Annotated in this window: 18 protein-coding genes and 3 tRNA genes; 11 read left to right on the top strand and 10 right to left on the bottom strand. The window is 68.4% G+C overall.

Translation table 11 applies throughout. From position 1 onward, the window contains the following. Positions 1-82 precede the first annotated feature (82 nt). From ITJ50_RS03250 to ITJ50_RS03225, 6 genes are all read left to right on the top strand, one after another. Positions 83-583, top strand: a complete 501-nt coding sequence (locus tag ITJ50_RS03250; protein ID WP_017887812.1) for a DUF721 domain-containing protein — start codon at positions 83-85, stop codon at positions 581-583. Between the two features lie 133 nt (positions 584-716). Next, the gene (gyrB, locus tag ITJ50_RS03245) at positions 717-2,720 is read left to right on the top strand and encodes a DNA topoisomerase (ATP-hydrolyzing) subunit B (protein WP_017887811.1); all 2,004 of its coding nucleotides are present in this window, start codon (positions 717-719) and stop codon (positions 2,718-2,720) included. 114 nt (positions 2,721-2,834) lie between these two features. Continuing rightward, positions 2,835-5,492 carry a DNA gyrase subunit A gene (gene gyrA, locus ITJ50_RS03240; RefSeq protein ID WP_017887810.1) on the top strand — a complete coding sequence of 886 codons (2,658 nt, stop codon included), beginning with the start codon at positions 2,835-2,837 and terminating at the stop codon, positions 5,490-5,492. Then, positions 5,485-5,892: a DUF3566 domain-containing protein gene (locus tag ITJ50_RS03235; protein ID WP_017887809.1), complete on the top strand. Its 408-nt coding sequence runs from the start codon at positions 5,485-5,487 to the stop codon at positions 5,890-5,892. The genes gyrA and ITJ50_RS03235 overlap by 8 nt, the downstream gene beginning before the upstream one ends. Before the next feature lie 75 nt (positions 5,893-5,967). Continuing rightward, a tRNA-Ile gene (locus ITJ50_RS03230) sits at positions 5,968-6,044 on the top strand. Positions 6,045-6,100: 56 nt separating this feature from the next. After that, positions 6,101-6,173, top strand: a tRNA-Ala gene (locus tag ITJ50_RS03225). Positions 6,174-6,586: 413 nt separating this feature from the next. Here ITJ50_RS03225 and ITJ50_RS03220 read toward each other — a convergent pair. Next, the gene (locus ITJ50_RS03220; RefSeq protein ID WP_017887808.1) at positions 6,587-7,162 is read right to left on the bottom strand and encodes a hypothetical protein; all 576 of its coding nucleotides are present in this window, start codon (positions 7,160-7,162) and stop codon (positions 6,587-6,589) included. Between the two features lie 115 nt (positions 7,163-7,277). Here ITJ50_RS03220 and ITJ50_RS03215 point away from each other — a divergent pair, with 115 nt between their 5' ends. After that, the gene (locus ITJ50_RS03215; protein WP_017887807.1) at positions 7,278-7,817 is read left to right on the top strand and encodes a peptidylprolyl isomerase; all 540 of its coding nucleotides are present in this window, start codon (positions 7,278-7,280) and stop codon (positions 7,815-7,817) included. A gap of 7 nt (positions 7,818-7,824) precedes the next feature. Beyond that, entirely contained in the window at positions 7,825-8,679 is an 855-nt protein-coding gene (locus tag ITJ50_RS03210) for a rhomboid family intramembrane serine protease (RefSeq protein WP_017887806.1), read from the top strand. 349 nt (positions 8,680-9,028) lie between these two features. On the opposite strand, the gene ITJ50_RS03205 is transcribed toward ITJ50_RS03210, so the two are convergent. After that, a complete protein-coding gene (locus ITJ50_RS03205; protein WP_017887805.1) occupies positions 9,029-9,283 on the bottom strand; it encodes a cell division protein CrgA in 255 nt (84 codons plus the stop codon). Between the two features lie 81 nt (positions 9,284-9,364). On the opposite strand from ITJ50_RS03205, the gene ITJ50_RS03200 reads away from it, so the two are divergent. After that, a complete protein-coding gene (locus ITJ50_RS03200; RefSeq protein WP_017887804.1) occupies positions 9,365-10,009 on the top strand; it encodes an anthranilate synthase component II in 645 nt (214 codons plus the stop codon). Between the two features lie 334 nt (positions 10,010-10,343). Here ITJ50_RS03200 and pknB read toward each other — a convergent pair whose 3' ends face one another. The 7 genes from pknB to ITJ50_RS03165 form a co-directional block, all read right to left on the bottom strand. Further along, the gene (gene pknB / locus ITJ50_RS03195) at positions 10,344-12,176 is read right to left on the bottom strand and encodes a Stk1 family PASTA domain-containing Ser/Thr kinase (RefSeq protein ID WP_323749876.1); all 1,833 of its coding nucleotides are present in this window, start codon (positions 12,174-12,176) and stop codon (positions 10,344-10,346) included. A gap of 120 nt (positions 12,177-12,296) precedes the next feature. Continuing rightward, on the bottom strand, positions 12,297-14,084 hold the full coding sequence (locus tag ITJ50_RS03190) for a serine/threonine-protein kinase (RefSeq protein WP_042539987.1): 1,788 nt from the start codon (positions 14,082-14,084) through the stop codon (positions 12,297-12,299). Continuing rightward, positions 14,081-15,535, bottom strand: coding sequence for a peptidoglycan D,D-transpeptidase FtsI family protein (locus tag ITJ50_RS03185; RefSeq protein ID WP_017887801.1), 1,455 nt, complete (start codon positions 15,533-15,535; stop codon positions 14,081-14,083). Before ITJ50_RS03185 ends, ITJ50_RS03190 begins: the two co-directional genes overlap by 4 nt. Then, positions 15,532-16,977: an FtsW/RodA/SpoVE family cell cycle protein gene (locus tag ITJ50_RS03180; protein WP_017887800.1), complete on the bottom strand. Its 1,446-nt coding sequence runs from the start codon at positions 16,975-16,977 to the stop codon at positions 15,532-15,534. Before ITJ50_RS03180 ends, ITJ50_RS03185 begins: the two co-directional genes overlap by 4 nt. Continuing rightward, positions 16,974-18,332: a Stp1/IreP family PP2C-type Ser/Thr phosphatase gene (locus ITJ50_RS03175; protein WP_017887799.1), complete on the bottom strand. Its 1,359-nt coding sequence runs from the start codon at positions 18,330-18,332 to the stop codon at positions 16,974-16,976. Before ITJ50_RS03175 ends, ITJ50_RS03180 begins: the two co-directional genes overlap by 4 nt. A gap of 6 nt (positions 18,333-18,338) precedes the next feature. Continuing rightward, positions 18,339-18,890, bottom strand: a complete 552-nt coding sequence (locus ITJ50_RS03170; RefSeq protein WP_042539989.1) for an FHA domain-containing protein — start codon at positions 18,888-18,890, stop codon at positions 18,339-18,341. Beyond that, the gene (locus tag ITJ50_RS03165; protein WP_017887797.1) at positions 18,887-19,567 is read right to left on the bottom strand and encodes an FhaA domain-containing protein; all 681 of its coding nucleotides are present in this window, start codon (positions 19,565-19,567) and stop codon (positions 18,887-18,889) included. The genes ITJ50_RS03170 and ITJ50_RS03165 overlap by 4 nt, the downstream gene beginning before the upstream one ends. A gap of 86 nt (positions 19,568-19,653) precedes the next feature. Between ITJ50_RS03165 and ITJ50_RS03160 the strand changes: the two genes are divergently transcribed. Then, a tRNA-Leu gene (locus ITJ50_RS03160) sits at positions 19,654-19,740 on the top strand. 100 nt (positions 19,741-19,840) lie between these two features. Here ITJ50_RS03160 and ITJ50_RS03155 read toward each other — a convergent pair. Further along, entirely contained in the window at positions 19,841-20,320 is a 480-nt protein-coding gene (locus tag ITJ50_RS03155) for a hypothetical protein (RefSeq protein ID WP_194589899.1), read from the bottom strand. Between the two features lie 90 nt (positions 20,321-20,410). On the opposite strand from ITJ50_RS03155, the gene ITJ50_RS03150 reads away from it, so the two are divergent. Continuing rightward, positions 20,411-21,091, top strand: a complete 681-nt coding sequence (locus ITJ50_RS03150; RefSeq protein WP_194589898.1) for an NUDIX domain-containing protein — start codon at positions 20,411-20,413, stop codon at positions 21,089-21,091. Positions 21,092-21,106: the final 15 nt, after the last annotated feature.

Genomic DNA, 21,106 nt, shown 5'->3' with positions numbered 1-21,106 from the left:
CGGAGCCGGCGGACGCCGACACCACGGCGGGCGCCGACAGCAAGACCGACGACGACCCCACCCCCGCCGGAGCCGACGCCTGATGCCGAAGCCCCGCAAGCCCACCGAACCCTCGCAGGTGTACCGGCACCTGCGCGCCGTGTTCGGCGACCCGTCCAAGCGCGGCACCGACGCCCGCCGCCGACGCGCTCGCGAGTTCGACGCCGACACCGTGCCGTACGGGCGCGGCCGTGAGCCGAAGGGCCTCGCCGACATCGTCGGGTCGCTCGCCCACGAGCTCGGGTGGACCGAACCACTCGCCCGCTCCGAGCTCTTCGTGGACTGGCCGAGCGTCGTCGGCGAGGAGCTGGCGAAGCACTCCCGCCCGGTGACCATCGACGACGGCGCACTCGTCATCCGGTGCGACTCGACGGCCTGGGCGACCCAGCTCCGACTGATGCGCGCAACGGTCACGACCACCATCGCGGAACGGCACCCGGAAGCAGGGGTCGAGTCGATCAGGGTTTCCGGCCCGGACGCCCCCACCTGGAAACGCGGCCCCAGGACGGTCCAGGGGCGCGGTCCTCGCGACACCTACGGTTGAGGCGACGAAATCATCCTGGAGTGCCAGAAAAGCCCGTCTGTGGGGCAGATGAGCCCTCGAAAGAGGGGGCTCTGCGGTAGACTGGGAGGTGCAGTGCGCGGGCGTTCCGCGCGCAGGCAGGAGCACGCTCGACATGGCATCAGAATCTGAAGACGACCCGCAGAACCCGCTCGAAGCGGAGACCCCGCAGAGCGAACCGTCCTACGGCGCAGACCAGATTCAGGTGCTCGAGGGGCTCGAGGCGGTCCGCAAGCGTCCCGGTATGTACATCGGTTCGACCGGTCCCCGCGGTCTGCACCACCTGGTCCAGGAGATCGTCGACAACTCGGTCGACGAAGCCCTCGCCGGGTACTGCGACACCATCGACGTGAGCATCCGTGAAGACGGTGGCGTCCGGGTGGTCGACAACGGCCGTGGCATCCCGGTCGACGTCCACGCGGCCGAGGGGGTCTCGACCCTGCAGGTCGTCCTCACCGTCCTGCACGCCGGCGGCAAGTTCGGTGGTGGCGGCTACGCCGTCTCCGGCGGTCTGCACGGCGTCGGTTCGTCCGTCGTGAACGCGCTGAGTTCCGAGCTCGACGTCGAGGTCCGTCGGCAGGGCCACGTCTGGCGTCAGAGCTACACCGACGGTGTCCCAGTGGCCCCCGTCTCGAAGGACGAACCGGCCGACGAGACCGGGACGACGATCACGTTCTGGCCGAACGCCGAGATCTTCGAGTCCGTCGTCTTCGACTACGAGACCCTGCGCACGCGCTTCCAGCAGATGGCCTTCCTGAACAAGGGTCTGCGGATCAACCTGCGCGACGAGCGCGCCCCCGAAGAAGGGGAAGAAGCTCGCAACGACACTTTCATGTACGAGCGTGGGCTCGCCGACTACGTCGAGTTCATCAACGCGCAGAAGAAGGCCGACCTCGTCCACCCCGACGTCATCGGCTTCGAGTCCGAGGACCCGGACCGCAAGATCGCGCTCGAGGTCGCGATGCAGTGGAACACCTCGTACCAGGAGAGCGTCCACACCTTCGCGAACACGATCAACACGCACGAAGGCGGGACCCACGAAGAGGGCTTCCGCGCCGCGCTCACGACCCTCGTCAACCGCTACGCGCGTGAGGCGAAGATCATCAAGGAGAAGGACGACAACCTGACGGGTGACGACATCCGCGAAGGGCTCACCGCCGTCATCTCCGTGAAGCTCGGCGAGCCGCAGTTCGAAGGGCAGACGAAGACCAAGCTCGGCAACACCGAGGCGAAGTCGTTCGTGCAGCGTGTCGTCGGCACCGAGCTGACCCACTGGTTCGAGAGCAACCCGACGCAGGCACGCGACGTCGTCCGCAAGGCGATCCAGGCGTCGCAGGCTCGGCTCGCGGCCCGCAAGGCACGCGAGACCACCCGTCGCAAGGGGCTGCTCGAGTCGGGCGGCATGCCCGGCAAGCTCAAGGACTGCCAGTCAAAGGACCCGACCCTGTCGGAGATCTTCATGGTCGAGGGCGACTCCGCCGGTGGTTCCGCCGTGCAGGGCCGAAACCCGATGACCCAGGCGATCCTGCCGCTGCGCGGCAAGATCCTGAACGTTGAGAAGGCCCGGCTCGACCGTGCCCTCGCCAACCAGGAGATCCAGTCGATGATCACGGCGTTCGGCGCCGGCATCGGTGAGGACTTCGACCCGGACAAGGCCCGGTACCACAAGATCGTGCTGATGGCCGATGCCGACGTCGACGGCCAGCACATCACGACGCTGCTGCTCACGCTGCTCTTCCGCTACATGCGTCCGCTCATCGAGCGTGGGTACGTGTACCTCGCGCAGCCGCCGCTGTACCGCCTGAAGTGGTCGAACTCGGCGCACGAGTACGTGTTCAGCGACCGGGAGCGCGACGCCCTGATGCAGGCCGGCCTCGCCGCCGGCAAGCGCATCCCGAAGGACAACGGGATCCAGCGCTACAAGGGCCTCGGCGAGATGGACTACAAGGAGCTCTGGGACACCACGATGAACCCGGACACCCGCACGCTCCTGCAGGTCACGCTGGAGGACGCAGCCGCGGTCGACAGCACCTTCTCGACGCTGATGGGTGAGGACGTCGACGCACGTCGCCAGTTCATCCAGCAGAACGCCAAGGACGTCCGCTTCCTCGACATCTAACGGCCAGGAGGCGCGGTGTGAGCCGCGTCGACCAGTCCTGACCACCTGTGGTCGCGCCCGGCGCGACCAACGGAACCACAGCCTCCAGGCTGTCCAGAAAGGGAACGAAGCCACATGGCTGACGACAACGAGAACGGCGCCGACGAGCAGCCCGAGATCGTCCACGGCGACAGCGGGGACATCGTCGTCTCCGGTGACCGCATCTCGCAGGTCGACCTGCAGCTCGAGATGCAGCGCTCGTACCTCGACTACGCGATGTCGGTCATCGTCGGTCGTGCCCTGCCGGAGGTCCGCGACGGCCTCAAGCCGGTGCACCGCCGTGTGATCTACGCGATGTTCGACGGCGGTTACCGCCCGGACCGTGCGTTCTCGAAGTGCTCCCGCGTCGTCGGTGACGTGATGGGCCAGTTCCACCCGCACGGTGACTCGGCGATCTACGACGCCCTGGTCCGTCTGGTGCAGCCGTGGTCGCTCCGGTACCCGCTGGCGCTCGGCCAGGGCAACTTCGGTTCGCCCGGCAACGACGGCGCCGCCGCCCCGCGGTACACCGAGACGAAGATGGCGCCGCTCGCGCTCGAGATGGTCCGCGACATCGACGAGGACACCGTCGACTTCCAGGACAACTACGACGGCCGCACGCAGGAGCCGGCGATCCTGCCGGCCCGGTTCCCGAACCTGCTCGTCAACGGGTCCGTCGGCATCGCGGTCGGCATGGCCACGAACATCCCGCCGCACAACCTGCGCGAGGTCGCCGAGGGTGCGAAGTGGGCGCTCGACAACCCCGACGCCACCCGCGAAGAGCTGCTCGCCGCGCTCATGCAGCGCATCAAGGGCCCGGACTTCCCGACCGGTGCGCAGGTGCTCGGCACCAAGGGCATCCAGGACGCCTACCGCACCGGCCGTGGCTCGATCACGATGCGTGCCGTGGTCTCGGTGGAGGAGATCCAGGGGCGCACTTGCCTCGTCGTCACCGAGCTGCCGTACCAGGTCAACCCGGACAACCTGGCGATCAAGATCGCCGAACTGGTCAAGGACGGCAAGCTCGCCGGCGTCGCCGACATCCGCGACGAGACCTCCGGTCGAACCGGGCAGCGCCTGGTCATCGTGCTGAAGCGCGACGCCGTCGCCAAGGTCGTGCTGAACAACCTGTACAAGCACACCCAGCTGCAGGAGAACTTCGGCGCGAACATGCTCGCGATCGTCGACGGTGTGCCCCGCACCCTGCCGCTCGACGGCTTCATCTCGGCGTGGGTCGCCCACCAGGTCGACGTCATCGTGCGCCGCACGCAGTACCGGCTGCGCGAGGCCGAGAAGCGCGCCCACATCCTGCGCGGGTACCTGGCTGCGCTCGACGCCCTCGACGAGGTCATCGCGCTCATCCGTCGTTCGCCCGACGTCGAAGAGGCCCGCACCGGCCTGATGGACCTGCTGTCCGTCGACGAGATCCAGGCGCGCGCGATCCTCGAGCTGCAGCTCCGTCGCCTCGCGGCCCTGGAGCGCCAGAAGATCCACGACGAGGCCGAAGAACTCGAGCGCAAGATCGCCGACTTCCAGGACATCCTGGCGTCGGAGAGCCGTCAGCGCTCGATCATCCGCGACGAGCTCAGCGAGATCGTCGACCGCTTCGGCGACGACCGCCGCACCGAGATCATGTTCGGCTACGACGGCGACATGTCGATGGAAGACCTGATCCCCGAAGAGGAGATGGTTGTCACCATCACCCGCGGTGGCTACGTCAAGCGCACGCGGAGCGACCAGTACCGCTCGCAGCACCGCGGTGGCCGAGGTGTCCGTGGGGCCCAGCTCCGCGCCGACGACATCGTCGAGCACTTCTTCGTCACGACGACGCACCACTGGCTCCTGTTCCTCACCGACCAGGGACGGGTCTACCGCGCCAAGGCGTACGAGCTGCAGGAGGCCGGCCGTGACGCGAAGGGCCAGCACGTCGCGAACCTGCTGGCGATGCAGCCCGACGAGCAGATCCAGCAGGTGCTCGACATCCGCGACTACGAGGTCGCCCAGTACCTCGTCCTCGCGACCGAGCACGGCCTGGTGAAGAAGACCGCGCTGACCGAGTACGACACGAACCGCACCGGCGGCATCATCGCGATCAACCTGCGCGACGGCGACAAGCTCCGCCAGGCGCTGCTCGTCGACGAGCACGACGACCTGCTGCTGGTGTCCCGCCAGGGCATGTCGCTCCGCTTCACGGCGACGAACGACACCCTGCGTCCGATGGGTCGATCGACCTCGGGTGTGAAGGGCATGTCCTTCCGCGACGGTGACTCGCTGCTCGCGGCTCGGGTCGTCTCCGACGACGGGTTCGTCTGGGTGATGACCGAGGGTGGCTACGCCAAGCGCACCGCAGTCGACCAGTACCGCGTGCAGGGCCGTGGCGGTCTGGGCATCAAGGTGGCCAAGTTGGCGCTCGACCGAGGCGATCTTGTGGGCGCTCTCATCGTCGGCGAGGACGACGAAGTGCTCGTCGTGCTGCAATCGGGCAAGGTGGTAAGGTCTGCCGTGGCCGAGGTCCCTGCCAAGGGCCGTGACACGATGGGCGTCGTCTTCGCGAGGTTCGCGGAGAACGACCGGATCATCGCGGTGGCCCGGAACACCGAGCGGAACCTGGACGACCAGGACGACGCCGAGATCGAGCCCGCGGGCCCGGTGGAGACGGTCAGCCCTGCCGAAGCGGCCCCGGATTCCACTGATCCCATCGACACCGAGCCCGTCGCAGACGAGGCCGGAGAGGACCAGTCAAGCAATGAGTAGTGTCGCCGAGAAGCTCCAGAAGAAGGCGAAGCGACCCGTCGGCACCCGCCAGGTGCGGTTGCGACTGGTCTACGTCGACTTCTGGTCGATGGTGAAGCTGAGCTTCCTCATCGCCCTGGCCGGCAGCATCGTGATCGTGGTCGCCACGGCACTGGTGTGGGTCATCCTGAACCAGACGGGTGTGTTCACCCAGATCGACGCCCTGCTGAAGGACGTCACCGGTCAGAACAGTTACTCGATCATGGACCAGTTCTCGCTGGGTCAGGTCCTCGGGTTCTCCATCGTCGTGGGCATCCTCAACGTGGTCGTCGGCACCGTGCTCGGCGCCATCGTGAGCGTGCTCTACAACCTCAGTGTGCGGATCACGGGCGGGCTGCTCGTGGGCTTCACGAACAACTGACACACCCGGCCGGATGAGGCCGACTGCTCGATTTCGTTCTCTGGGATCGGTACGGTAGGCTTTCATCCGGTCTGAGGGGCTATAGCTCAGGCGGTTAGAGCGCTTCGCTGATAACGAAGAGGTCCAAGGTTCAAGTCCTTGTAGCCCCACCAGTTCTCCGGAACAGCACGACAATCCGATCCTGTCGCCGATCACCTCGGTGGCACTCGGGGCCTTAGCTCAGTTGGTAGAGCGCCTGCTTTGCAAGCAGGATGTCGGGAGTTCGATTCTCCCAGGCTCCACTCCCTCTGCACGAGTCCTGCTTCGCTCGTTCCTCGCTCCGCCGTCTTCGGTCGTCGTGCTTGTCTGCGCGCCTTCGGCGACGCGCCGCTCCGCGATGGTTGGGTTTGCCACTCTCCCTGCAGGTTGCTTCTTGTCGAGTGGTCACGACATGCCGCGTGCGGTTTGCCGATGTGGCTGGAACTGTCGTCTGCGCGTCCGTCGGGCGACAGGATGCGACCTGTCGGTGGCTGCCCCGGGGCGTGTTGCGTGACGGCCCGTCGGCCGGGAGGCGCGGTGCCAGGCCGGTGCGGGCCTCCAGGCGGGTGGGTGGGCGCGCTCAGGGCGCGTCACCGCGCGCGGGTGCATGGTCGCCAAGCCCGGGAACGACGAAGGGCCCCGGCTGGTGCCGGGGCCCTTCGTACGAACCGGGAGGTCAGGCGGCGGGCTTCTCCGCCGTGTCAGCGTCGTCGGCGACCCAGAGGTCGTCGTCGGCACGGAGCGTCTGGTACGCGGCGTACGCAGCACCGGCGACGGCGACGACGCCGACGATGATGAGTGCGACTCCGCCGAAGCCGAGGCCCTTCTTCTGCTGCGACGGGACGTACTTCGCAGCGGCCTTCTTGGCCTTCTTGCCCTTCTTCTGGGCGTTCTTCACGATCTTCTTGACCCGGGGGTCCTTCGCGAGATCGGTCACGCTCAGCACCGAACCAGCGGTCGAGACGAGTCCGGGGACCACCTCGGACTGGAACTTGTGCGAAGCGCTCTGCGCTGCCGAGGTGGCAGCGTGCACGCCGGTTGCGAACGCGGGACGGATCCCGTTGTCGATCGCGTTCTGCACGCGGGGTGCGATGTCCTTGCGAGCTGCGTCCGCGGCGTTGGTCCGGGCCTCAGCCAGGATCGCGTTCGCGTGCTCGAGGACCTTGCGCTGCTCGCCGAGGAGCGAGGCGGTCTGGCCCTTGAGCTTCTTGATCTGCTTCCGACGCTTTCGCGGGATCTCGATCGTCGTCATCTGGTACCTCCATCGGATCGGCGTGACCCCATCCTGCCACCACACTGCCTGACAGGTCACGGAGCCGTAGCTGTGGGATCCGTCCACGGTCAGGAGTACATGCGAGAATCGGAACATGTCTCTGCACACCGCTGTCGCAACGATCCACACCAACAAGGGCGACATCCGCGTCAACCTGTTCGGCAACCACGCACCGAAGACCGTCAAGAACTTCGTCGACCTCGCAACGGGCCAGCAGGAGTGGACCCACCCCGGCACGGGCAAGGTCTCGACCGACAAGCTCTACGACGGCGTGATCTTCCACCGCATCATCAAGGACTTCATGATCCAGGGCGGCGACCCGCTCGGCCAGGGCATCGGCGGCCCGGGTTACCGCTTCGACGACGAGATCTCCCCGGAGCTCACGTTCCAGAACCCCTACATCTTCGCCATGGCGAACGCCGGCATCCAGGGCGGCCGCGGCACCAACGGCTCGCAGTTCTTCATCACCACGGTGGCGACGCCGTGGCTGCAGGGCAAGCACACCATCTTCGGTGAGGTCGCCGACGACGAGTCCCGCGCGGTCGTCGACGCGATCGAGGCCGTGCCGACCGACGGCCGCGACAAGCCCGTCGAGGACGTCGTCATCCAGAGCATCGACGTCGAAGGCGTCTGACCCGCACGTGACCGACCAGGCGTACAACCCGAACAACACCTGCTACCGGCATCCGGACCGGCAGAGCTTCGTGCTCTGCCAGCGCTGTGGGCGGACGATCTGCCCGGAGTGCCAGACGCCGGCGGCGGTCGGGGTGCACTGCCCGGAGTGCGTGCGTGAACAGCGCGCACAGTTCGCAGCGAACCGCCGAGCGTCCGGAGCCCCCAGCGGGTTCACGGTCGCTCGGCGTCGGTTCGCGATGCTCGACCAGAAGGGCACGACCGTCATCGTGGCGATCACGGTGGCGATCTGGTTGCTCGACCAGGTCAGCGGACGGTTCTTCACGAGCTTGCTCGCCTACAACTCGCTGCTGCTGCCGACGCAGCCCTGGCGTGTGGTGACCTCGCTGTTCGTGCACTCGGGCATCTTCCACATCCTGTTCAACATGTGGGCGCTCTGGATCTTCGGTCGCATGCTCGAGAACATGCTCGGTACCTGGCGGTTCGTGGCGCTGTACTTCATCACCGGGATCTTCGGGTCCATGCTCGTCACCTTCCTGGCGCCGGGGACGACCGTGCTGGGTGCTTCGGGTGCGATCTTCGGGCTGTTCGCCGCGTTCTTCGTGCTGCAGCGCAGCCTGGGGAACAACGCCGTGCAACTCCTCGTGCTCATGGGACTGAACCTGGTCATCGGGTTCCTGCCCGGAGTCAACATCTCGTGGCAGGCGCACGTCGGCGGGATCATCGGCGGGTTCCTGATGGGCTTCGTCTTCGCGCAGACGCGCAACGTCCGGAAGCGACCGCTGCAGATCGCCCTGATCATCGGCGCGGCGGTGCTCGGCATCGCGCTCACCGCTGTCGGGTACGCGGTCACGATCGGCTGACACCGCCACAACGCGCTCCTCGAACGCCCCGTCGCACTGCGACGGGGCGTTCGTCGTTCCCGGTGCTGTCCGTGCCCTGCTCGTCCACAGCTGTCCACAGCGCCACCGAGAGTTATCCACAGGTGTGGAGAAGGTGGTGAGTTACACCAGTGTGATTATCCCCACTGTGGACACAGCTGTGGATAACTCCGGGGCGGTGCTGTGGATGATCGTGTGGAGAGTGGGGAGAAGTGTGGAGAACAGCAGGATCGTCGAGGATGTGCGGTCCGGAGGAGCTCCTGCTTGTGGAGAACGAGAACGCCCGCCACACCTTGCGGTGTGACGGGCGTCGGGGGCGGCAGCCTGGAGGTCAGCGCCACCGGGTGGTCATGAGGAAGCCGACGAACATGATGCCGAAGCCGATCAGGATGTTCCACGAGCCGAGGCTCGGGACCGGCAGGGTGGCGTTCGAGATGTAGAAGACGATCACCCACACCAGGCCGACGAGCATGAAGCCGAACATGACCGGCTTGAACCACACCGGGTTGGGGGCGTCCCCAGCGGTGTCGACCGAGTCGGCTCGGGTCCTCCGGGCGGGCTTGGTGCGGTCCTTGTCCTTGGCCATGGCCGGTATCCTACCGTGACCACGTGTGTGGATCGGCCCGCGGACCGCCGCACACATCGCCCACGAGTACGGTGGACCGCCATGACCAGGATCCTCGTCGTCGACAACTACGACAGCTTCGTCTACACGCTCAACGGCTACGTGCAGCAGCTCGGCGCCGAGACGGACGTCGTCCGCAACGACGCCTTCCCCGAGTCCGAGATCGCCGACCGCATCGCCGAGTACGACGGCGTGCTGCTCTCCCCGGGTCCGGGGACACCGGCGGCCGCGGGCGTCTCGATCCCCACCGTGCACGCCGCCATCGCCGCCGAGGTCCCGCTCCTCGGCGTCTGCCTCGGGCACCAGGCCATCGCCGAGGCCCTCGGTGCCACGGTCACCCACGCCGAGGAGCTCATGCACGGCAAGACCTCCCAGGTCGACCACGACGGCAGTCCGCTGTTCGACGGCGTCCCCCACCCGTTCACGGCCACGCGCTACCACTCGCTCGCGATCGTCGATGGCACGGTCCCCGACGAACTCACCGTGACGGCGCGCACCGGCGGCGGGGTCATCATGGGGGTCCAGCACCGCGAGCACCCCGTGTTCGGTGTGCAGTTCCACCCGGAGTCGGTCCTGACCGAGGGCGGCTACCGCATGGTCGGCAACTGGCTCGAGACCACCGGGCTGTCCGGAGCGGCCGAGCGCGCCGCCGGTCTCGGGCCGCTCATCGCGACGCACCGCGCCTGACGAGCCTCCGCGGCGGCAGACGCCGTCGTCTTCACGAGACGCCGCCGGAATCGGCGGCGTCTCGTGCGTTGCTGGGCGTCACGCCGACACGCCGGCGTGTGCCTGGCACTGGACCGGGCCGCCTGCGTGCCGCGCGTTCTGGGGCGGGCGTGCGCTGTGCCTCCAGGCTGTGACGAACACGCCGTGACGAACACGCCGTGACGAAGGAGCCGTGACGAACGGGCGCGGCGCACGCGTCCGCAACGCCGGTCCGCGGACTGGAGGCCCGTCACCCGTCCGTCAGGACGGCCCCGTCACGAGATGGTCGGGTTCGCCGCCCGGCCCCGTGGTCGGCTCAGCGGCCGTCGCCACCGTCGTCGCCACCGCGGTCGGTGTTCCCACCGTCACCACCGCTGCCGCCGCTGTCGTTGTTGTTGTTCGACGACGGTGCCTTCGGCGGCGCCGCAGCTCGTGCGCAGTAGGTGAGCGTGACGGCACTGCCCTGCGCGACGTCGCCAGCGGGGGTGTCCTGCTGCGTGACCACGCCGCCGGTGCACGAGTAGGACGGCGCCGGGTTCACGATGAGTCCGAGCTGCTCCACGGTGGCCTTCGCCGCCGAGTACTGCTGCTGCGTCACGTCGGGCAACTGCACCTTGCCGTTGGAGACCGTCAGGTTGATCACGATGCCCTTGGTGTGCAGGGAACCCGACTCGGGGTCGGAGCTCAGGACCGTGCCCTCGGGGACGTCGGTGGAGTAGTCGCTCGAGATCGCGCCCAAGCGGAAGCCGGCGTTGTCGAGCGCCTGTTGCGCTGCGGCTTGCGACTGCCCGTTCAGCTCGGGCACGGGGACGCGCTCCGGTCCGATGGAGACCACGACGTTGACGTTCTGGTTGCGTCCGACGTTCACGCCCGAACCCGGGTCGGTCCGGATGACCAGGCCCTTGTCGACGCTGTCGGAGTTCTCCTCGACCTTGACCGGCTTGAGGGACTTCTTCTCGATGGCGCTGGCCGCGGAGCTGTACGTCGACCCTGCGACGTTCGGCACGCTGACCGAGGACGACACCGGGGGCTTGCCGGGCTGCAGGTTCGCGACGAAGAACACCACGGCCACGATGACCGCGACGGTGAGCAGGATGCCCACCCAGATCCACGCGACCGGCGGACGGTTCTGCGTGCGCTGCGGGCGGTGCTCGGCGGTGTCGTCGTCGAGCTCGCGGAACGCCGAGGCGGCGTTGGTCGTCGTGCGGGGATCGACGCCGAACAGCACGGTCGACGCATCGTTCTGGGCGTTCTGCTGCTGCTTCTTGGTGGAGGTGGGGACCCGGCCGGCCGCGGCCTGCTGCAGGTCCGCGCGGAACTCGGCCGCGTTCTGGAACCGGCGCGTGCGGTCCTTGACCAGGGCGTGGAGCGTCACGGCGTCGAGGGCCGGGGATACCTCGGGCGAGATCGTCGACGGTGCGACCGGCTGCTCGCTGACGTGCTGGTACGCGACCGCCACCGGGGTGTCCCCGAGGAACGGCGCGCGACCGGTGAGGAGCTCGAAGAGCACGACGCCGGTGGAGTACAGGTCGGTGCGGGCGTCGACGGTCTCGCCGCGGGCCTGCTCCGGTGAGAAGTACGAGGCCGTGCCGAGGATCGACGTGGTCTGGGCCACCGTGGCCGAGGTGTCGGTGATCGCCCGGGCGATGCCGAAGTCCATGACCTTCACCTGGCCGCTGTGCGTGACCATGACGTTGGCGGGCTTGATGTCACGGTGGACGACGCCGGCGCGGTGCGAGTACTCGAGCGCGGTGAGGATGCCCTCGGTGATGCGGACGGCTTCGTCCGGGGCGACGGCACCTTCGGCGATGATGTCGGAGAGCGGTCGGCCCTCGACGTACTCCATCACGATGAAGGGCACCTGCACCTCGGCACCCGAGGGCTCGGACACCGTCTCTTCGCCGGCGTCGTACACGCGCACGACGGTCGGGTGTGCCATGCGCGCAGCAGCCTGGGCTTCCTGCCGGAAGCGCGTGCGGAAGGCCGGGTCGTTGGCGAGGCTCGGCTTGAGGAGCTTCACCGCGACCTTGCGGCCGAGGCGGGTGTCGTTGCCGAGGTGCACGGTCGCCATGCCGCCCCGACCGATGACGTCACCGATCTCGTAGCGATTGGCGAGGAGCGTGATCCCCGCGGTCACACCTTCTGGCACGTACTCCTCCGTCTGTTCGTCCGGCTAGTGTACGGCAGCACGACCTGGTGAGACGCTGGCCGGAGAGGGGTCGACCGAACCGTTACCGAACGGTGTCGACAGCCCCCGTCCGGGGGTCGTTCACTGGCCGTCCTGCGGGCCGGGCTGGCTCGGGTTGGTCCCGTCGCCGGGGTCCGTTCCGTCACCCGGGTCCGTCGTCTCCTGGTCCGTGGGCTCGGTCCACTCGACCTGGGCGCCCGGCGAGGACGCCGAGACGACCGAGGCATCGGACTGCGGCGACTTGCAGGTGACCTTGTACGACAGGGCGACCTTGCCGTACTGGGCACCGGCGACGGTCACCGCGGTGCCCGAGGTGGAGCCGGAGCTGCTGCCGTTCGACGTCACGGTGCCGTTGTCGATCGTGTACGTGTAGCTGACGTCCGAGTACCCGGCGGGGCAGCTCGTGTACGCCGGCCAGCTGAAGGTCACGCGACCGGACTCACTGACGGTCCCACCGGTGGCACGCTCGGGCGCCGGTGCGGTCAGCACGTCGCCGTAGGACTTGATCGTGACGAGCGTGTTCGGTGCCAGGCTGCCCTCGGGGCTGAGCGACTCGACGGTGCCGACCTGGTCGGACGTCGTCGCGTTCGATCCGTCGACGACCTCGGCCTGCAGACCCCGGGCACGCAGCTGGTTCGCGACGTCCTCGGCGTTCTGCCCCTGGTAGTCGGCTGCCGACACCGTGACGCGGGTCTCGGTCGGCTCGGGGGACGGCGTCTCGCTGGGCGTGCGGGACGGCTTCGGCGTGCTCGAGGACTTCGTGGGCTCGGGCTCCGGGGTGTTGTTCGCGTTCAGGGCGTACGCCGTGCCGGCGGCGATGGCGAGCACGACGACGATGCCGACGACCCACCAGATCCAGGCACGCTTCTTCTTCGGTTCCTCGGGCTCGTCGCTGACGGGCGAGCGGGGGGCCCCGGGTCCGCCGGCCATCGATCCTGCCTGGGTGCCGATGAGTGCGGTCGCGGCGTCGTTCCCCTGGCCCTGGGGCGGGTTGAACGCGACGGTGCCGTTCCCCGCGATGGCGGGGACGGCCACGGTGGCGGCGGCGACGTCACCCCGGCGGAGCGCCTGGGCGGCGCGGGCCAGGTTCGCTGCCGTCGCGGGACGGTCGGCGGGCTTCTTCGCGATGCACGAGATGACCAGGGCCGAGACCGGCTCGGGGATGTCCCCGGGCAGCGGCGGCGGCTGCTCGTTGATGTGCGCCATCGCGATCGCGACCTGCGACTCACCGGTGAACGGACGACGACCCGCCAGGGCCTCGTACGCGACGATGCCGAGCGAGTAGATGTCGGTCGACGGCGAGGCGGGGTGGCCGCTGGCCTGCTCGGGCGACAGGTACTGCACCGTGCCCATCACCTGACCGGTCGCGGTGAGCGGGACCTGGTCGGCGATGCGGGCGATGCCGAAGTCGGTGATCTTGACGCGACCGTCGGGCGTGATGAGCAGGTTGCCCGGCTTGATGTCGCGGTGCACCAGGCCGACCGCGTGTGCGGCCTGCAGGGCGTTCGCGGTCTGCGCGACGATGTCGAGCACCTTGTCGACCGGGAGCGTGTGCTCGCGTTCGATCATGGTCGACAGGGCCTCGCCGGGGACGAGCTCCATCACGAGGTAGGCGCTGCCGTCCTCCTCGCCGTAGTCGAAGACGTTGGCGATGCCCTCGTGGTTGACGAGGGCAGCGTGCCGGGCCTCGGCGCGGAAGCGCTCGAGGAAGCCGGGGTCACCGAGGTACTCGTCCTTGAGGATCTTGAGTGCGACGGTTCGGCCGATGACGAGGTCGGTCGCCTGCCACACCTCGCCCATGCCGCCGATGGCGACCCGGGAGGAGAGCTGGTACCGCCCACCGAAGGTGAGTCCGCTGGTGGGTCTCATTTGTTCAGCACCGCCTCCATGACTTTCTTCGCGACCGGGGCCGCGACCGTGTTGCCGACTCCGGACTGCCCGAGCCCGCCGCCGTTCCCGACGACCACCGCCACGGCGACCTCCGGGTCCTTCGCGGGGGCGAACCCCGTGAACCAGAGCGTGTACGGATCGCCGGTGCCGCCTTCAGCCGTGCCGGTCTTGCCGGCGACGTCGACACCGTCGATCTTGGCATTGGTACCGGTCCCCGCGTTCACGACGCTCTGCATGGCCTCGGTGAGGTCAGCGGACTCGGAGGACGACAGCGGATCACTGTACTGCCTCGGAGAGAAGGACTCGACGGTCTTCAGGTCACTCGTGGTGATCGAGTCGACGAGTGAGGGCTGCATGACCTTGCCGCCGTTCGCGATGCCGGCCGACACCATCGCCATCTGCAGCGGGGAGACCCGGACGCTCGCCTGGCCGAAGGCGCTCAGCATGAGCTGGGCCGTCGAGTCGACGTCGGGGTACTGGCTGGCGGTCGCGGCCATCGGGATCTCGATGGCGTCGCCGAAGCCGTACTTGTCGGCCATGTCCTTGATCGCGTCGTACCCGAGCTTCTGACCGAGTTCGGCGAAGGGGATGTTGCACGAGTACTGGATCGCGGTGCGCAGCTTGACCTTGTCGCCGCCGCCGCAGGTGCCGCCCTCGGCGTTGTTGATGTACGAGCTCGTCCCCGGCAGCTGCAGTCGCGACGGGTTCGGGAACGTGGAGTCGAGGTTGTACTTGCCGCCCTCGAGCGCCGCCGAGGCGACGACGAGCTTGAACACCGATCCGGGCGTGTACAGGTCGCCGCCGATGGCACGGTTCTGCAGCGGCGCGGTGTCGGCACCGAGCAGCGCGTCGTACTGCCGCTTGACCTCGGCCGTGTCGTGCGAGGTGAGCGAGTTCGGGTCGTAGCTCGGCTTCGACACCATCGCCAGGATCTTGCCGGTCTTGGGCTGGATCGCGACGACCGCACCGCTGTTCGTGCCGAGGGCGTCGTACGCGGCCTGCTGCACGTCCGGGTCGATGGTCAGGTTGACGTTGTCGCCCTGGACGTCCTGGCCGGTGAGGATCGAGTTGAGGTTCTGGAAGAACGAGGCGTCCGAGTTGCCGGACAGCACGGTGTTCTCCGCGCTCTCGATGCCGGTGTTGCCCTGGCCGATCGTGAAGTAGCCGGTGACCGCGGAGTACAGGTCGCCGTTCGTGTACTTGCGCTGGTACTCGTACTGGTCGTTCACCGGGGTCGACTCGGCGATCGGGCTGCCGTCCACGAGGATCGCGCCGCGCTTGGTCGAGTAACTGTCCAAGATGGTTCGGGAGTTCCGGGAGTCGGCGCGCAACGAGTCTGCCGAGAAGAACTGGATCGAGGTCGTCGACACGAAGAGTGCGACGAACATGAGCACGATGACGGTCGAGACACCGCGGAGCTGTCGGTTCATCGACGACGCTCCTTCCTGGTCGCGCGCGCGGACCGCCCGCTCGCGGCGGGGATCGCGCCCTGCTGGACACGCTGTTCGGCGGGGATCGCGTCGGTCAGGCGCAGCAGCATCGCGGCGATGATCCAGTTGGCGATGAGCGAGGAACCACCCGCGGCCATGAACGGGGTGGTCAGACCGGTGACGGGGATGATCCGGGTGATGCCGCCGACGACGACGAACACCTGCAGGGCGATGATGAAGCCGAAGCCCACACCGAGCAGCTTGCCGAAGTCGTCCTGCGCCATGAACCCGACGCGGATGCCACGGGACGCGAACACGATGAAGAGCGCGAGGATCGCGAAGACACCGATCAGGCCGAGCTCTTCGCCGAGTGACGCGACGATGTAGTCGGCGTTGGCGACCGGGGTGATGTACGGCCGGCCCTGGCCGAGGCCGGTGCCGGTGATCCCGCCGTTCGCGAAGCCGAACAGGCCCTGCACGAGCTGGTAGCTCGCCTGGGTGTCGCGGCTGAAGACCTCTTGGTTGAACGGGTCGAGCCACTGTTCGAAGCGGCCACGGACGTACTCGAGGAGACTCTGTGCGACGAGGGCGCCACCGATGAACAGCGTGAGACCGATCGCGACCCAGCTGACCCGTGCCGTGGCGACGTAGATCATCACGAGGAACAGGCCGAAGTAGAGCAGGGCGGTGCCGAGGTCGCGCTGGAACACGAGCACGGCCATCGCGGCGCCCCACATCACCAGGATGGGCCCGAGGTCGCGGGCACGCGGGAACGTCATGCCGAGGAACTTCTTGCCGACGATCGACAGCGAGTCACGGGCGGTGACGAGGTACCCGGCGAAGAACAGCGCCATGGTGATCTTCGCGAGCTCACCGGGCTGGAACGAGAACGGGCCGATCTTGATCCAGACCCGCGCGCCGCCGATGTTCGTGCCGATGCCGGGCAGCATGGGCAGGAGCAGCAGGACGATCGTCAGCGCCATGAAGATGTAGCGGTACCGCTGCAGGAACCGGTGGTTCCGGACGGCGACGAGCGTGATGATCGCCAGGACCATCGCGAGCATCGTCCAGACGATCTGCTTCACGCCGATGGCGTCCCAGCCGGACAGGCCGTTGTGGACGTCGATGCGGTAGATCTCGGCGATGCCGATGCCGTTCAGGACGAGCGCGATCGGCAGGATGAACGGGTCGGCGTTCTTCGCGACGACGCGCAACACCACGTGCATGACGAGCGCGAGGCCGAGGATGCCGCCACCCACCCAGAGCACCGACTGGTCGAACAGCCGGCCCTTGGTGCCGAGCTGCACGAGCACCATCGCGCCCGCGCAGATGCCGCAGGCGATGACGAGCAGGAAGAGCTCGAGGTTCCGCGCACGGGCGGGCTCCCGGAGCTTGATCGTGATCGCCTGCGTGAAGGACTGGGCGGCCGTGGCGGTGCTCATCGCGAGCTCCGCGTCGGGTTCGGCGACGGCGAGGACGATCGCGTCGGTGAGGGCGACGGCGACGGACTCGCGTTGCCGTCCCCGCCGGTGCCGGCCTGGTCCTCACCGGTCGCGGCGGCCTTGCGCAGGCGCTCGACGATGTCACGGGCGTCGGAGAGCGACTGCGCGTTGATCGTCGAGCGGACGTTCTCGCGGGTGTAGTCCGGCAGCGACGAGACCGTGATGTCGCTGTCCTCGTACACGTCCGACAGCGCCAACGGCCCGATCGACTGCTGCACGCCCTTGTAGATCGCGACGGTGCCCCGGTCGGTGCCGACGTAGTAGTGGTCCTGGGTGATCCGCCAACCGACGAACACGGCGCCGACGAGCACGGCGACGGCGACCACGAGCGCGACGGTCCAGGACACCCGACGACGGATGCGGCGTCGGCGGTCCTCGGCGATGAGCTCGGCGAAGAACTGGTCGGACTCGGGCTCGAAGTGCGAGTCCTCGGGCGCAGTGGTGACCTTGAGCGGGTGGAGCAGGATCGTGGGGAGGCGGATCGGCTTGCGGCCGGTCGACGCCTCGAAGGTGAGGGGCGCCGCGGCGGACCCGACGGTGGTGGCCGCGTCGTCGTCGTCCTCGGGCTCGGTGTCCGTGACGTCCATCACCACGACGGTGACGTTGTCGGGGGCGCCGTGGTCGAGCGTCTCCTTCACCAGGCGCTGCGTGACCTGGTTGGCGTCCATGTTCGACGCCAGGGCGTGCCGGATCCGCTCTTCGGCCAGGTACGACGACAGGCCGTCGGAGCAGAGCAGCCAGCGGTCGCCCGGCTGGATGTCCATGATCGCGGTGTCGACCTCGGGTGCTGCGTCGACGTCGCCCAGCACGCGCATCAGCACGGAGCGGCGCGGGTGCACCGCGGCTTCCTCCGGCGTGATCCGGCCGCTGTCGACCAGTCGCTGGACGAACGTGTGGTCCGACGTGATCTGCTGCAGTTCGCCGTCGCGGTGGCGGTAGATGCGGGAGTCGCCGATGTGCGCGATCGCGATCTGCTCGCCGACGCGGATCATCGCGGACACCGTGGTGCCCATGCCGGTGAGCTCCTGGTGCTCGAACACGGTCTCGGTGATCAGCTGGTTCGCGGCGATGAGTGCCGACTGCAGTGCGAACTCGGCGTCGTGCGCCGAGGGGAACTCGCGGTCGACCTCGCGGATGCGGCGGATCGCGATCGCCGAGGCGACGTCACCGCCGGCGTGGCCGCCCATGCCGTCCGCCACCGCGAACAGGTGCGCCCCGGCGTAGCCGGAGTCCTGGTTGTTCGCGCGGATGCGCCCAACGTGGGACACAGCGGCGCTCAGCGTGCGAGCGGTCATGCCGGGTTACCGCCGCAGCTCGAACGTCGTCGTCCCGATCGTGATCGGCGTGCCCTCTGCCACGAGGACGGGAGCGCTCACCTTCTGACCGTTGACGAAGGTGCCGTTCGTGGACTCGAGGTCGGTGAGGAGCCAGCCGTCGGCGCGCAGGTCGAGGCGAGCGTGGTTGGTCGAGGTGTAGTCGTCGCGGATCACGACGTTCGACTCGCTCGAGCGCCCGATCGTGATGGGGCCGCCACCGAGCGGCATCTCCATGCCCTCGCGCGCACCCTCGGTGATGACCAGGCGGGACGCGGCCGACGAGGCGGGACGCTGTCCACCACCGGGCTGTCCGATGACGTCCGTGAACGCGCCGCTGGACGCGGGGCCGGGGGCCGCCGCTGCCGGGACGGTGGGGGTGCTCGGTCCGGACGGGGCCGACTTGGGATCGGTCGGGATCGTGCGGACGCGCTGGCCGAAGAGATCGCTGCGCAGGGCGAACACGATCACGAAGACGAACAGCCAGAGCACCGCGAGGAACACGAAGCGCAGGACGAGCAGGGTCAGGCCTGTGGTCATCGAGCACCTCCGTCGTTCTCCGGGATCACCCGGAACACCATACGGGTCCGACCGATCTCGATGGTGGAGTCCGGCTCAACGATCGCCTGCTGGAAGTGCTGACCGTTCAGCTTCGAGCCGTTCGTGGAGCCGAGATCGGTGGCCTGCGCGTGCTTGCCGTCCCACAGGACCTCGACGTGCTTGCGGCTCGTCCCGGTGTCCGCGATGGTGATGTCCGCGTCGCTGCCGCGCCCGATCACCGTGCGCCCGCGGTGCAGTCGGTGCCGCTGGGAGCCGATGTCGAGCACGGGGATCCAGGCCACGTCGCGCTGGACGGTGGTGGAGTCGACCTGCAGGATGCCCGTCGAGAGCGTGCCGTCCTGCTGGAGCCGGATGGTGACCGGGCCGGAGAACGAGTAGTTCTGCGCCACGGCGTGTTGGTGCACCATCTGGGTCAGTTCGTCGATGAGCGGACGACCGACGTCGTTCATGCGTGTGCAGTCCGGCGGCGCCAGGCGAACGGTGAACTCGTTCGGCACGAGGATGCGCTCGCGGGAGACCACCGCGGCCTTGGTGTCGAGCTCGCGCCGCAGGGCGCTCGAGATCTCGACGGGCTGCACCCCGGAGCGGAAGGTCTTGGCGAACGCGCCGTTGACGGCGCGTTCCAACCCTCGCTCGAAGTTGTCCAGCAGGCCCATGCGTCTCCCGTGTCGTCGGTCGTCAACCACTGCATGGTAGTGGTTGGCGTTGACACCCGTCTGTGCGTGGTAGTGTTTCGGGGCTGGCGCGAGTGGCGGAATTGGTAGACGCGCACGGTTCAGGTCCGTGTGCTGGAAACGGCGTGGGGGTTCAAGTCCCCCCTCGCGCACCAGGCGAAGAACAGGAAAGGCCCCGGAGGAATCCGGGGCCTTTCCTGTTTCCGGGGCCTGGTCTCGAGGGGCTTCCCCGGGCCGTCCGTCGAACCTCCGGCGTCAGGACCGGTCCGCCTCCGTCGTGTGGTCAGGATCCGGCGCGGAGGCACGGCTCGGCCCCGACACGCCGGTCCCGTCGAACCCGTGGCCGGTCCTCCACGCCGCTCGTGCGGCGAAGTACGGGCGCGCGGTGGGCAGGAAGAGCAGGACCGCGGCGACGACCGACAGTGCGATCGTCAGGACGTCGAGCTGGCCGCCGGTGATGCTCAGGACCGCGCGGAAGCCCGCGACGACGACGAGCACGATGCGTGCGACCCGGGATCCCGCTGCCGTCCGGAACACCGCCCACGTCACCAGGGCCCAGAGCACCAGGGCGACGATCCCGGCGATGACCGGAGCCGGGTCGACCGCCGCGTCCGGCCTCCAGAACTGCAGCACCGTGGCAGCGATGCAGGCGACCACCCACACCAGCCACAGCACGAATGACACGGTGACCACCCGCGGTCGGTCCGGTCGTCGGAGGATGAACGTCCTGGTCATGCTGCACCGTCCTCTGCCGCTCCCTGGTGCGGCACGTCGAGCGTACCGAGGGGGCGGAGTCCTGCCGGGGTGCCTCGCTACGGTGATCGTGTGACCGACGAACGCACCACCGTCCAGCGTCCCGGAGTGGACGTCCCCGACGATCGTGGCCGGACGGGGCTCGACGCCGTCGGCCGCGACATCGACCGCAACCCCGACGTCGTCGTGCGGGACGTCGAGGTGGTGTCGAACGGATGGCACGTGCTCCGCCGCACGACCCTGGACGTCCGGCGCCGTGACGGTCGGTGGGACCGGCAGCAGCGCGAGACCTACGACCGCGGCAACGGTGCGACGGTGCTGCCGTACGACGCCGAGCGCGGCACGGTGCTGCTCACGCGGCAGTTCCGGTGGCCGGCGTACGTGAACGGACACCCGGACGGCATGCTGATCGAGGCCGCTGCGGGTCTGCTCGACGAGGACGACCCGGAGACCGCCGTCCGGCGCGAGGCCGCCGAGGAGCTCGGCATCCGGCTCGGCGCGCTCGAGCACCTGGGTGCCGTGTTCATGAGCCCCGGTTCGGTCACCGAGCGGGTCCACTTCTACGTGGGCGCGTACACGCCCGCGGACCGGGTCGAGGCCGGCGGCGGTGTGGAGGACGAGGGTGAGGACATCGAGGTGCTCGAGCTCCCGCTCGATGCGGCACTCGCGATGGTCGCGGACGGCCGGATCGCCGACGGCAAGACGATCATGCTGCTGCAGCGGGTGGCGCTCCGGCGCGGGTCCGCTCGCTGAACGGTCGTGGTGCCG

This window comes from Curtobacterium sp. VKM Ac-2889 (genome assembly GCF_015350855.1).
Lineage (GTDB): Bacteria > Actinomycetota > Actinomycetes > Actinomycetales > Microbacteriaceae > Curtobacterium > Curtobacterium poinsettiae.
Note: the sequence above shows the minus strand (reverse complement) of the source record. Positions and strands in the feature narration are given on the sequence as shown.